Below are 13,949 nucleotides of genomic sequence, written 5' to 3' on the forward strand. Positions count from 1 at the left end.
GCGAAAGATTCAGCCTGGCGTGCGGGGCGTGCTTGCTCTCAGTCACGTCGTCACGCCGTGCCGAGCTCGTTGTCGATGAAGGCGAAGATGTCGTCGGCGGAGGCGTTCTCCAGCCGGCCCGCGACCGACTCGCCGCCGGCGGCGGACAGCGTCTCGGTCAGCCCGTTGAGCATCGCCTGCAGGCGGGCGGTGAACCGGCCCTGCTCGATCTCCTCGACCTTCAGGTCGCCGAACGCGGCCTCCAGCCGGTCGAGTTCGGCCAGCAGTGCGTCGGCCGAGGAGCCGCCTGTGCCCTCGCCCAGCTCGCTGCCGAGGTGCTCGGCCAGCGCGGCGGGCGTTGCGTAGTCGAAGATCAGCGTGGCCGGCAGGGCCACCCCGGCGGCGGTGCTGAGCCGGTTGCGCAGGTCCACCGAGGTCAGCGAGTCGAAGCCGAGGTCGCGGAAGGCGGTGCTGGGCTCGATCCCGCCGGCCGCGCCGTAGCCGAGCACGGTGGCGGCCTGGGTGCAGACCAGGTCCACCAGGGCGCGCTTGCGCTCGCCGCCGGTCAGGCCGGCCAGCTTCTGGGCGAAGCCGTCGGGGACCGCGTTGTCACCGCCGCCGCCGGCCGCCAGGCCCTGGACCTCGGGCAGGTCGGCCAGCAGGGGGCTGGGCCGGGCGGCGCCGAAGGCGGGCGCGAACCGGGTCCAGTCCACGTCGGCCACGGTCAGCGTGGTCTCGCCGCCCTCCAGCGCCCGGCGCAGCGCGGTCAGCGCCCGGTCGGGGTCCATGGCGGAGATGCCGAGGCTGCGGCCCGCGTCCCGCACGGCGCCGTGGTCGGCCATGCCGCCGCCGCCCCACAGGCCCCAGGCGATCGAGGAGGCCGCCAGGCCCTCGCCGCGCCGGTACTCGGCCAGCGCGTCCAGGAAGGCGTTGGCCGCCGCGTAGTTGGCCTGCCCGGCGCCGCCGACGGTGGCGGTGAGCGAGGAGAAGAGGACGAACGCCGACAGGTCCAGCTCCGCGGTGAGCTCGTGCAGGTTCAGGGCGGCCTGTGCCTTGGGCCGCAGCACCGTGGCGAAGCGCTCGGGGGTGAGCGCGTCCAGCACGCCGTCGTCGAGCACGCCCGCCAGGTGGATCACGGCGGTCAGCGGGTGCTCGGCCGGGACGGTGGCCAGCAGCGCGGCCAGGCTCTCGCGGTCGGCCGCGTCGCAGGCGGCGAAGGTGGCCTTGGTGCCGGTCGCGGCCAGCTCCTGCTGCAGTTCGGCGGCGCCGGGCGCCGCCTCGCCGCGGCGGCTGGTGAGCAGCAGGTGCTCGGCGCCCTGCTCGGCCAGCCAGTTCGCCACCCGGGCGCCGACCGCGCCGGTGGCGCCGGTGACCAGCACCGTGCCGGTGGGCTGCCACGGGGTTCCGGGCCGCACCGGCGCGTGCTCCAGGCGGCGGGCGAACAGGCCGGACTCGCGCAGCACCAGCTGGTCCTCGTCGCCGTAGGCGGTGAGCGCGGTGGCGAGTCGGGCCAGGGTGAGCGGGCCGGGCTCGGCGGGCAGGTCGAGCAGACCGCCCCAGCGCTCGGGGTGCTCCAGCGCGGCCACCCGGCCCAGGCCCCAGACCTCGGCCTGGGCGAAGCCGCTCGGGCGGGCCGAGGACTCGTGGGCCATCGCGTCCCGGGTGACGGCCCACAGCTTCGCCGCGATCCCGGTGTCGCCGAGCGCCTGGACCAGCGCGGCGGTCACGGCCGCCCGGGTGTCGAGCGCCAGCAGGGAGAGCACGCCGTCCACCGCACCGCGGCCGTCGAGCAGTGCGGCCAGGGCGGTGCGCTGCTGCGCGGCCGCGGGCACGGCCAGCAGCTCGACCTGGTGGCCGCGCTCGCGCAGCGCGGCCAGCGCGGCCTCGACCCACGGGTCCTGGGCCAGCGCCTCGGAGACCACGGCCAGCCAGCGGAACGCGGCGGTGCGGTCCTCGGAGCCAGGCAGCATCCGCCAGCCGACGCGGTAGCGCCAGCCGTCCACGGTGGCGTTGGCCTGCCGCTGGTCGTACCAGGAGGCCAGTGCCGGGACGAGCGCGGCCACCGGGGCCTGGTCGTCCACGCCGAGGGTGGCGGCGACCGCGGCCACGTCCTGCTCCCGGACCAGCTCCCAGAACTCGGCGCCCTCGTCGCCGGCCCGGCCCGGGGCACTGGCCGCCGTGATGGAGGGGGCGTTCTCCCAGTGCCGGTCGCGCCGGAAGGGGTAGGTCGGCAGGTCCACCACGCGGGCGCCGGTGAACAGCGCCGACCAGTCGGGGCTCAGGCCGCTGACGTGCAGCCGGCCGAGCGCCGTCAGCAGCGCCCCGGCCTCGCCCCGGTCGCGGCGCTGGGTGGCGACCACCTCGGCCACGATGTCCTGGGACATCCCGGTGAGCACCGAGTCGGGGCCCACCTCCAGCAGCCGGGTGACGCCCTCGGCGGCCAGCGTGCGCACGCCGTCGTGGAACCGGACGGCCTCGCGCACGTGGCGCACCCAGTAGTCGGGCGAGGTCAGCTCGTCGGCGAGCGATCCGGTCAGGTTGGACACGACCGGCAGCCGCGGCTGGTGGAACTCCAGCGTGTCGAGCACGGCCCGGAAGGACTCCAGCATGCCGTCCATCCGGTGCGAGTGGAACGCGTGCGAGACCTTCAGCCTGGTGGTCTTCTCGAACCGGGCGGCCACCGCGAGCACCGCCTCCTCGTCGCCCGAGACGACCACCGCGCGCTCGCCGTTGACCGCGGCGAGGTCGGCGCCCTCGGTGAGCAGCGAGGCGACCTCGGCCTCGCTCGCCCGGATCGCGACCATCGCGCCGCCGGTGGGCAGCGCCTGCATCAGCCGGCCGCGCGCGGCCACCAGGGTGACGGCGTCGCTCAGCGAGAGCACACCGGCGACGTGGGCGGCGACCACCTCGCCGATCGAGTGCCCGCCGAGCAGGTCGGGGCGGATGCCCCAGGACTCCAGCAGGCGGTAGAGCGCGACCTCGAAGGCGAACAGCCCGGCCTGGGTGAAGACGGTCTGGTTCAGCAGCTCGGACTCGGTGTCCAGCACCACCTCGCGCAGCGGGCGCTCCAGGTGCTGGTCGAACTCGGCGCAGATCTCGTCGAAGGCGCGGGCGAACTCGGGGAAGCCCTCCAGCAGTTCGCGTCCCATCCCGGGGCGCTGGGAGCCCTGGCCGGAGAAGACCACGGCGAGCTTGCCGGGGCCGGCGGCGACCTGCGGCAGCTCCCGGCCCTCGGCCAGCGCGCGCAGCCCCTCGAGCAGTTCGGCGCGGTCGCGGCCGACCACCGCGGCGCGGTGGGTGAGCAGGGCGCGGGTGGTGGCCAGCGAGAAGCCGACGTCGAGCGGATCGAGGTCCTCGGTCGCGGCGATCAGCCGGTTCGCCTGGTCCTTGACCGCCTCCGCGGTCTTCGCGGAGAGCACCCAGGGCACGGCCGGCAGGGCGGCGCGCGGCGCCTGCTCTGCCGCATCCTGGGCCGACGCCTCCTCGATGGGGGCCTCTTCGAGGATGGTGTGCGCGTTGGTGCCGCTGATCCCGAAGCCCGAGACGGCGGCGCGGCGCGGCTGGCCGTGGGTCTGCCAGGTCCGGGCCTCGGTCAGCAGCTCGACGTCGCCCGCCGACCAGTCCACCGCGGAGGTGCGGCGCTCGGAGTGCAGCGACTTGGGCAGCACGCCGTGGCGCATCGCCATGACCATCTTGATCACGCCCGCCACGCCGGCGGCGGCCTGCGGGTGGCCCATGTTGGACTTGATCGAGCCCAGCCACATCGGCCGGCCCTCGGGCCGGTTCTGCCCGTAGGCGGCGATGACCGCCTGGGCCTCGATCGGGTCGCCGAGCTTGGTGCCGGTGCCGTGCGCCTCCACCACGTCGATCTGGTTCGGCGACAACTGGGCGTCGGCCAGCGCCGCCTGGATCACCCGGATCTGGGCCGGCCCGCTGGGCGCGGTCATGCCGTTGGAGGCGCCGTCCTGGTTGATCGCGCTGCCCCGGACCACCGCGAGCACCCGGTGCCCCTTGCGCCGGGCGTCCGACAGGCGCTCCACCAGCAGCACGCCCGCGCCCTCGGACCAGGCGGCGCCGTCCGCGTCCTCGGAGAAGGACTTGCAGCGCCCGTCGGCCGCCAGCGCCCGCCGCTCGCTGAACTCGATGAACATCTCGGGGCTGGCCATCACCGCGGCGCCGCCCACCAGGGCGAACTCGCACTCGCCGCGGCGCAGCGACTGGGTCGCCTGGTGCAGGGCCACCAGAGAGGCGGAGCACGCGGTGTCCATGGTGACCGCGGGCCCCTCCAGGCCCAGCGTGTAGGCGATCCGGCCCGAGACGATGCTGCCGGAGATGGTGCCGCCCACGTAGTCGTGGTGCATCAGGCCGACGAAGACGCCGGTCCTGGTGCCCTTCATCGACTGCGGGTCGATGCCGGCCCGCTCGAACGCCTCCCAGGAGGTCTCCAGCAGCATCCGCTGCTGCGGGTCGGTGCCCGGCGCGTCCTTGGGGCTGATGCCGAAGAACGCGGGGTCGCACTCGGCGGCGTCGTGCAGGAAGCCGCCGTGGCGCACGTAGCTCTTGCCGGGCGCGCCGACCTCGGGGTCGTAGAGGTTCTCCACGTCCCACCCGCGGTCCACCGGGAAGCCGGAGACCACGTCGGTGCCCTCGCTGACGATCCGCCAGAGGTCCTCGGGCGAGCGGATGCCGCCGGGGTAGCGGCAGGCCATCCCGATGATCGCGATCGGCTCGCGGTGGAGCTCCTCCAGCTCGCGCACCCGGCGGCGGGTGCGCTCCAGCTCGGTGGTGGCCCGCTTCAGGTAGTCGCGGAGCCTGTCGACGTTGGCCGGGTCTACCATCACTGGACTCCAGATTCGTTGTCGATCGTCGCAAAGAGTTCTTCGTCGGTGGCGGTGTCGAAGTCGTCCAGCGCCTCGCCGCCCGTGCTGTGGGTGTCCCGCCAGGTCCGCAACAGCGCTTCGAGGCGCGCGGTGATCCGGGCGTGTGAGCCGTCCTGGTCCGGCAGCGCGGTCAGCGCGGCTTCGAGCCGGTCGACCTCGGCGACCATCAGCCGGGCCTGGTCGGCCGGGCCGGGGACGAGTTCGGCCTTGAGGTAGGCGGTCAGGACGACCGGTGCCGGCTGGTCGAAGACCAGGGTGGCGGGCAGCGAGAGGCCGGTGGCCGCGCCGAGCAGGTTGCGCAGTTCGACCGCCGCCAGCGAGTCGAAGCCCATCTCCTGGAACGCCTTGTCGGGGTCGAGCGCCTGGGCCGAGGCGTGGCCGAGGACGGCGGCCACCCCGGTGAGCACCAGCTCCAGCAGCAGCTGGTCGCGGTCGGCGTCCGGCAGCGGGGCCAGGCGCTCCCGCCAGCCGCTCTGCGCGTCGGCGCGGGAGGTGGCCGCGGACCCGGCGGCGCGGCGCGCGGCGCCGCGGACCAGCCCGCGCAGCAGCGTCGGGACGCCGTCGGTCCTGGCGCGCACCGCGGCGACGTCCAGGCGCATCGGCACCACGAGGGCGTCCTCGGCGGCCAGGGCGGCGTCGAACAGCTCCAGGCCCTGGGCGGCGGGCAGCGGAGGCAGGCCCATCCGGTGCATCCGCTCCAGGTCGGCGGCGTCCACCTGGTCGGCCAGGCCGCCGACCTCGGACCACAGGCCCCAGGCCATCGAGACGGCGGGCAGCCCGGCGGCCCGGCGGTGGGCCGCGAGGCCGTCCAGGAAGGCGTTGGCGGCGGCGTAGTTGGACTGGCCGCCGCCGACCAGCAGACCGGCGGTGGAGGAGAACAGCACGAAGGCGCTGAGCTCGCGGTCCTTCGTGAGTTCGTGCAGGTTCCAGGCGGCGTCCACCTTGGGCCGCAGCACCCGCTCGACCTGCTCGGGGCCGAGCGCGGCGAGCATCCCGTTGTCGACCACGCCGGCCGAGTGCACCACGGCGCCGACCGGGTAGCGGGCCAGCAGCTCGGTGAGTTGACCGCGGTCGGCCGCGTCACAGCTCGCCAGCGCGACCTCGGCGCCGAGCTCTTCGAGCTCGGCCGCCAGCTCGGCCGCGCCGGGGGTGTCCGCGCCCCGCCGACCCGTCAGCAGCAGCCGCCGCACGCCGTGGGCGCCCGCGAGGTGACGGGCGATCAGCTGCCCGAGGCCGCCGAGACCGCCGGTGATCAGCACATACGACTCGGGGTCGAAGTGCGGCGGCTGCGCCGGCTTCGCCCTGGCGAGCCTGGGCACCGACAGCTCGCCCCCGCGCACCGCGACCTCGGGCTCGCCGCAGGCCAGCGCGGCGGCCAGGCCCGCGCCGCCGTCGGTGTCCACCAGCAGGAAGCGGCCGGGGTTCTCCGCCTCGGCGGCCCGCACCAGTCCGGCCAGCGGCGCGTGGGCGAGCTCATCGGCCCGGATCACCACCGCCAGCCGGGAGTGGTCGAAGCGCCGGTCGGCCAGGAAGGCCCCCAGGACGGAGAAGGTTTCGCCGACACTCCGGTGCACCGCCGCGGGCACCTCACCGGCGATGGTGGCCGCCGGCAGCACGACCAGGCCCGGCGCTGCCTCGATCGAGGCCAGGTCCGGGTGGACCGGCACGCCGAGGCCGAGGTCGTCGGGGCCGCAGACCACGGCGTCCGCGGGCAGGGCCTCGGCCGGGGCGGGGTCGAGCGGGACCAGCTCCAGACGGAAGAGCGACTCCCCCGGTCCGGCGGCCAGCTGCCCCGCCGAGACCGGGCGGGCCACCAGGGTGCGGACGGTGGCCACCGGCGCGCCGGTGCCGTCCGCGACCGCCAGCGAGACCGCATCCGAGCCGGCCTTGGCGACCTGCAGCCGCACCTCACCGGCCCCGCCGGCGTGCAGGGTGACCCCGCCCCAGCTGAACGGCAGCACCGCCTGCCCGTCACCCAGGTCGAGCAGGTTGACGTGCAGGGCCGCGTCCAGCAGCGCCGGGTGCAGGCCGAAGGCGGCGGCCGTGCTCCGGGCGCGGTCGGGCAGGGCGGCCTCGGCGAACAGGTCCTCGCCGCGCCGCCACGCGGCGCGCAGTCCCTGGAACACCTCGCCGTAGCCGTAGCCGACCCCGGTGAGCCTGGGGTAGAGCTCGCCCAGCTCGATGGGTTCGGCGCCCTCGGGCGGCCAGACCCGCAGGTCGAACTGCGGCTCCTCGGCGGCGGCGGCGAGCAGGCCGCCGGCGTTCCGGCTCCACGGCGTGTCCGGCGCGTCGGCGGGCCGGGAGTACACCGCGACCGTGCGCCGCCCGGCGTCCTCGGCGCCGACGGCGACCTGCACCGCCACCGCGCCGTGCTCCGGCAGGGTCAGCGGGGCCTGGAGCGTCAACTCCTCCAGCAGGGCGCAGCCGACCCGGTCGCCGGCCTGGACCGCCAGCTCCACCAGGGCCGTACCGGGCAGCAGCACCGTGCCGTGCACGGCGTGGTCGGCCAGCCAGGGCTGGGCGGAGCGGGAGAGCCGCCCGGTCAGCACCAGCCCGCCCGAGTCGGGCAGTTCGCTCGCCGCGGCCAGCAGCGGGTGCTCGACGGGGAGCTGGCCGAGGCCGCTCGGGTCGCCGCCGGCGGCGGTGGCCTCCAGCCAGAGCCGGGTGCGCTGGAACGGGTAGAGCGGCAGGTCGACCCGGTTCGGGCGACGGCCTTCGAAGAGCGCGGCCCAGTCGACCGGCACGCCGTCGGCGTGCAGGCGGGCCAGGCCTCCCAGCAGCTCGCGCGTCTCGGCCGAGTCGCGGCGCATGGTCGCGGCGGCCACCGGGTCACCGTCGAGGCAGTCCTGCGCCATCGCGGTCAGCACCGCGTCCGGTCCCAGCTCCAGCAGCCTGCGCACGCCCAGGGCCGCCAGTGCGCGCACGGCCGGTTCGAACCGCACGGGCCGGCGGACGTGGTCCACCCAGTAGTCCGGCGAGCCGAGCTCCTCGGCGCCGGCCAGGGCGCCGGTCACGGTGGAGACGATCGGGATGGCCGGCGCGCCGTACGACTGCGCCTTGGCGACGAGGGCGAACTCCTCCCGCATCGGCTCCATCAGCGGGGAGTGGAAGGCGTGCGAGACGGTCAGCCGGGTGCTCTTCCCGAACCGGGCGGCGAGCGCCAGCACCGCCTCGTGCTCGCCCGAGACCACCACCGAGCGCGGCCCGTTGACCGCGGCCAGGCCCACCTGCTCGCCGAGCAGCGGCAGCACCTCGGCCTCGGTGGCCCGGATCGCCACCATCGCGCCGCCCGCGGGCAGCCGGCTCATCAGGCCGCCGCGCGCCAGCACCAGGGCGGCTGCGCCCTCCAGCGACAGCACGCCGGAGACGTGCGCGGCGGCCAGCTCGCCGACCGAGTGGCCGACCAGGTAGTCGGGCCGCACGCCCAGCGACTCCACCAGCCTGAAGAGCGCCACCTCGACGGCGAAGATCGCCGCCTGGGCGTAGTCGGTGCGGTTCAGCAGCTGCGGCTGCGCCTCGATCACCCGGGCAAGCGGAATCTCCAACTCCGGGTCCAGCAGGGCGGATACCTCGTCGAAGGCGGCCGCGAAGACCGGGAACGCCCGGTACAGCTCCCGCCCCATGCCGAGGCGCTGCGAGCCCTGCCCGGTGAAGAGGAACGCCAGCTTCCCGTGACCGGCCACGGTGCCCGCGGCCGAGGCCAGGGCGTCCAGCAGTTCTCCGGTGGAGCCGCCGACGGCCACCGCGCGGTGCTCCCAGGAGGAGCGGGCGCAGGCCAGCGACCAGGCCACCTCCGCCGGGTCCAGCCCGGGGCGGGCCTCGACCCAGGCGCGCAGGCGGCGCTTCTGCTCGGCGAGCGCCTCGGGGGTGCGCGCCGACAGGAGCCACGGGACGGCCTCCAGCCGCGGCGCGGGGGCCACCGCGGGGGTGTCGGCGGCCTGCGTCTCGGCCTGCGTCTCGGCGGCCTGCGGTTCGCCGTCCGCCTCAGGGGCCTGCGCTTCGAGCGCCGGGGCCTGTTCGAGGACCACGTGCGCATTGGTGCCGCTGATCCCGAACGAGGAGACCGCCGCCCGCCGCGGCCGCCCGCTCTCGGGCCACTCCTGGGCCTCGGTCAGCAGCCGCACCTCACCCGCCGTCCAGTCCACCTGGGTGGAGGGGCGGTCCACGTGCAGCGTCCTGGGCAGTTCGCCGTGCCGCATCGCCTGCACCATCTTGATCACCCCCGCCACGCCCGCGGCGGCCTGGGTGTGCCCGAGGTTGGACTTGATCGAGCCGAGCCACAGCGGCCGGCCCTCGGGCCGGTCCTGGCCGTACACCGCGAGCAGGGCCTGGGCCTCGATCGGGTCGCCCAGCGAGGTCCCGGTGCCGTGCGCCTCGACCACGTCGACATCGGCCGGGGAGACGCCGGCGCTCGCCAGCGCCTGCTTGATCACCCGCTGCTGGGAGGGGCCGTTGGGCGCGGTGAGCCTGCTGCTGGCGCCGTCGGAGTTGATCGCGCTGCCCTTGACCACGGCCAGCACCCGGTGGCCGAGCCGCTGGGCGTCGGAGAGCCGCTCGACCAGCAGCATGCCCGCGCCCTCGCCCCAGCCGGTGCCGTCGGCACCCTCGGCGAAGGCCTTGCAGCGGCCGTCGGGGGCCAGCCCGCGCTGCCGGCTGAAGTCGATGAAGGTCTCGGGGGTGGACATCACGGTCACCCCGCCCGCCAGCGCCAGCGTGCACTCGCCCGACTGCAGCGCCTTCACCGCCCAGTGCAGTGCCACCAGCGAGGACGAGCAGGCCGTGTCGATGGTGACGGCGGGCCCTTCCAGGCCGAAGGTGTAGGCCACCCGGCCCGAGGCGACGCTGGCGGCACTGCCGTTGGCGAGATAGCCGTCGAGGTCGTCCGGCACCGAGAGCAGCCGGGTCGCGTAGTCGTTGTACATGACGCCGACGAAGACGCCGGTGCGGGAGCCGCGCAGCGCCGCGGGGACGATGCCCGCGTCCTCGAAGGCCTCGTAGGAGGTCTCCAGGAGCAGCCGCTGCTGCGGATCCATCGCCAGCGCCTCGCGCGGCGAGATGCCGAAGAAGTCCGAGTCGAAGTCGGCGGCCTCGTGCAGGAAGGCCCCGGTCCGGGCGTAGGTCTTGCCCGCCCGCGCGGGGTCGGGGTCGTACAGCGACTCGACGTCCCAGCCCCGGTCGGCCGGGAAGTCCGACACCGCGTCGGCGCCGGCGGCCACCAGGTCCCACAGGTGCTCCGGTGTGGCGACCCCTCCGGGGTACCGGCAGGCCATCCCCACGATCGCGATCGGCTCGTGCGCGCGGTACTCCGACTCGCGCAGCCTGCGCCGCGTCTCGCGCAGATCCGAAGTGGTTCGCCTGAGATAGTCGAGCAGTCGGTCCTCGTTGTTCACCAACGCAGCCATCCGATCGGGATCGAAGCCTTCGGAAACGCGGGATCCCGGCTCGTCGGTCCATGCCCCCGCCTTTGTGAGGCTAGGGAGCAGGGGGTCTCGGGGTCATCCCCCTACTGCCCCCTGGAGTGGACCCGCCGCCGCTTTCCGAAGCACGCCGAATGACCCGCCGATTGGCCCGCCGACGTGGCGGCCACGATCGACGGACCTGCAGGGACCGCCGCCGAGGACCGTCCAGCGAGACCGATGTTGACAACGTTGGCAGCCCCAACATAACGTCAAGTTGGCTCTGGGGAACGGGAAGAGCCCCTCTGAGCAGCCACAAGTCCACGATCGCCCCGGGGACTCCGGGCAAGCCCGCCCGGCCCCTGGGAGGTCTGGACCAGTTCCGAGAATTCAACAGCGCCAGCACTGCCGCCCGCGCCACGCGAAATGCCCGAAAGGGCAAGGCGATGTCCATTGTGACATGGGCATGAATTTTTGATGTAGAGCGGATTTCGCTGCCACGTTACCACCGGTCGTCGTCGCGCAGCGGAGATAGTGTTCCAGGGGACCCGTGGGGGCGGGGCTGCCCCGATAAAGTCATTTGCGGATTCATTTCAGGAATCCTGGCCACGGGGGGAGGTCATGGTGCGCCTATTCGAGCGCCACCGAGAACTTGAGACCCTGCGCGACGCATTCGCGGAGTGCGTCGCCGGAGCAGGACAGCTTGTCATCATCACCGGCGGCCCGGGGATCGGCAAGACCGAGCTGCTCCACGAGTTCGCGAACGCCGCAGGCAAGGCCGGTGCCCGGCTGCTGACCGCCAGCGGCTGCGCGCGCGGGCGGCGCCGGCCGATGAGCGCCGTCCGGGAACTCCTGCACAGCGGCGAGCTCTCGGCAGAAGTCCTGGAGGGCTCGTTATCGCCTGATGCCGGAGTCAACCCTGCATCAAGCACCCGTTACCGGGCGGCATCGGTTGGACTGGACCACGGCGCCGCACAATACGCCCCGGAAACCCTCCTCCAGGCGGTGACCGGACCGGTCCTGGAGTTGGCACACGAGCGTCCTGTGGCCATCGTGATCGACGACGCCCATCTTCTGGACACCCAGTCCCTGCAGACCCTGCTGTACCTCCTGCGGCGGATCAGGAACAAGCGGATCATCGTGGTCTGCGCCGGCTGGGAGCAGTCCGCGCTGGCGGACCCGCTCATCCACGACGGGCTCAGCCGCCAGCCGCACCACCGGGTCCGGCTGGCGCCGCTGTCCGAGCAGGGCGTGACCCGGATGCTCGCCGCCCAGGCCACCGGGGCGCTGCCCGCCGAACTCAGCGCCACCTACCACCAGGTGACCGGCGGGAACCCCATGCTGGTGCACGCCCTGCTGGACGACGGCACCCAGTTCGGCACCGAACTCGGTGAGCCCGTCCCGGGCATCGCCTACCGGCAGGCGGTGCTGGCCTGCCTCTACCGGGGCGAGCCGAGACATCTCTCCGTCGCCAGGGCGCTGGCCGCGCTCGGCGACCACGCCGGCGCCCGGACCGCCGCGCTGCTGCTGTCGATCAGCCCCGACGCCGTGCAGGTCGTGGCCGACCTGCTGGGCTCCATCGGTCTGCTCGACGGCTACCGGTTCCGCCTGCCCGCCGGCGCCAGCGCGGTGTTGAGCGACCTCGCCCCCGGTGAGCGCTCGCGGCTGCACGGCGAGATCGCCCGGCTGCTCTACCTGGACGGGGCGCCCGCACCCGTGGTGACCAACCACCTCATGGCCGCGGGCCAGGTCGAGGAGCCCTGGGGCCTGTCGGTGCTGCGGCTGGCCTCCGAACAGGCGCTGGCCGCGGACGAGGTCGAACAGTCCACCGGCTACCTGCGCCTGGCCCTGCGCGAGTCCACCGACGAGCAGGAGCGGCACACCCTCTCCACCGCGCTGGCGCGGGCGGAGTGGCGGGTGAACCCGGCCGCGGTGACCCCGCACCTGCAACCGCTCCACCGGAGCGTGGTGGGCGGGGAACTGGACGCGCGGGACGCGGCCACCGTGGTGCGGCACATGCTCTGGCACGGCGAGACCGGCCTCGCCGACGAGGCGGTGACCGCGCTGGCCGCCTCGCTCGACCCGGGCGACGCCCATGTGCTGGCCGAGGTGGAGTTCGTCCGGCACTGCTTCTACGGCGTGCCCCGGGTCAGCCACCGCGGTGACCTCGCCAAGATGGCCGCCCTGGAACGGGCCACCACGGGCAAGGTGAACACCCTGTGGGCCACGGTGGCGCTGCTGGTCAGCGGAGACGTCAGCGCCGAGTCGGTGTCGCAGGTGACCGAGGCCCTGCAGAGCGGCCAGGTCAGTGACCTGAAACTGGAACTGACGGTCGTCTCGCTGCTGGTCATCGCCGTCACCGGCCAGGCCCAGACCGCGATCGAGGTCTGCGAGGCGCTGCTGAACGACTCCGTGCGGCGCGGCTGGACGACCTGGCAGGCGCTGCTGCTCAGCGTCCGGGCCCGGATCGCCCTGCTGCAGGGTGATCCGGGCACCGCGGCGGCCAAGGCCGCCGAGGCGCTCGAACTGCTGAACTCCCAGGCCTGGGGGGTTCTGATCGGCCTGCCGCTGGCGACGGCGATCTTCGCCAACGCGGCCCTGGGCCGGCACGAGGCCACGACACAGCTGCTGCGGCGCAAGGTGCCGGACGGCATGTTCAACACCGTCTTCGGCGTGCAGTACCTGCGTGCCCGGGGACACCACTACCTCTCCACCGACCGGCCGTTCGCCGCGCTGAACGACTTCGAGACCTGCGGGCACCTGATGCGCGAGCGCAACCCCGACCTGCAGCCGCTGGTCCCCTGGCGCACCGACCTCGCCCAGGCCAACCTGCAGATCGGCAAGACCCGGATCGCCAAGGAGCTGGCGGAGGAGCAGGCCGGGCAGCGCCACCCGCTGGGCACCCGCTCGCGGGCGATCGCCCTGCGGGTGCTGGCCGGCACCAGCCAGCCGCGGCACCGCACCACGCTGCTGCGCGAGTCGATCGACCTGCTGCAGACCTGCGGCGACCGGCTGGAACTCGCGCTGGCCTTCGCCGACCTGTCCGCCACCTACTACGAGCTGGGCGACTACGCCAGAGCCCGCCTGGTGGCGCGTCAGGCCGCCGAGGAGACCGGCGACGGCGAGCCGCAGCCGGCGGACGAGGAGCTGCCGCAGAGCGAGCCGGTGCCCACCGACGCGCCTGTCGCCCCCTCGCCCGCCGCCCCGGCCAGCCCCTCCCCCGGCCCCGCGGCCCCCGCGGTCGCCGACTCCGCCTCGCTGCTCAGCGACGCGGAGAGCCGGGTCGCCGTGCTGGCCGCGCTCGGATACACCAACCGTGAGATCAGCGGCCGCATCCATGTGACGGTCAGCACGGTCGAGCAGCACCTCACCCGCGTGTACCGGAAGTTGAACGTCGCCAGCCGCACCGAGCTGCCGTCCAAGCTGCTGGACCGCCAGATCCCCGCACTGCCCAAGCACCGGCCGGCCGGCGATCGCCGGCCCCGCCAGCACCCCGTGGTCACCAAGGAACTCCCCCCGCTCTGGCGCCGGTTGGCGCTCTAGGCCGTGCCCGAAGCCGCCGCGTCCGAACTGCCCTGCGGGCAGTCGGCGGCGGCTTCGGCGTTGGCGCATCGGGAGGGCTCCCTTCGGGGTCGGGACGAGCTGGGGGCGGGACGGGCTTGGCCGGGGGTCGGGACAGCTGGGGGTCGATCGG

General features: G+C 74.5%; 3 protein-coding genes. 1 reads left to right on the forward strand and 2 read right to left on the reverse strand.

Annotated features, from left to right (window positions below; all coding sequences use genetic code 11):
* Window positions 1–50: 50 nt before the first annotated feature.
* Window positions 51–4,817 (reverse strand): type I polyketide synthase, encoded by a 4,767-nt coding sequence (locus OG294_RS11335; RefSeq protein WP_327066352.1) that lies wholly within the window; start codon window positions 4,815–4,817, stop codon window positions 51–53.
* On the reverse strand, window positions 4,817–10,261 hold the full coding sequence (locus tag OG294_RS11340; RefSeq protein WP_442789138.1) for an SDR family NAD(P)-dependent oxidoreductase: 5,445 nt from the start codon (window positions 10,259–10,261) through the stop codon (window positions 4,817–4,819). Before OG294_RS11340 ends, OG294_RS11335 begins: the two co-directional genes overlap by 1 nt.
* A 615-nt stretch (window positions 10,262–10,876) precedes the next feature.
* Here OG294_RS11340 and OG294_RS11345 point away from each other — a divergent pair.
* A complete protein-coding gene (locus tag OG294_RS11345; protein ID WP_327066353.1) occupies window positions 10,877–13,798 on the forward strand; it encodes a helix-turn-helix transcriptional regulator in 2,922 nt (973 codons plus the stop codon).
* The last annotated feature ends 151 nt before the right edge of the window (window positions 13,799–13,949 follow it).

Source organism: Kitasatospora sp. NBC_01302, assembly GCF_035976515.1.
Lineage (GTDB): Bacteria > Actinomycetota > Actinomycetes > Streptomycetales > Streptomycetaceae > Kitasatospora.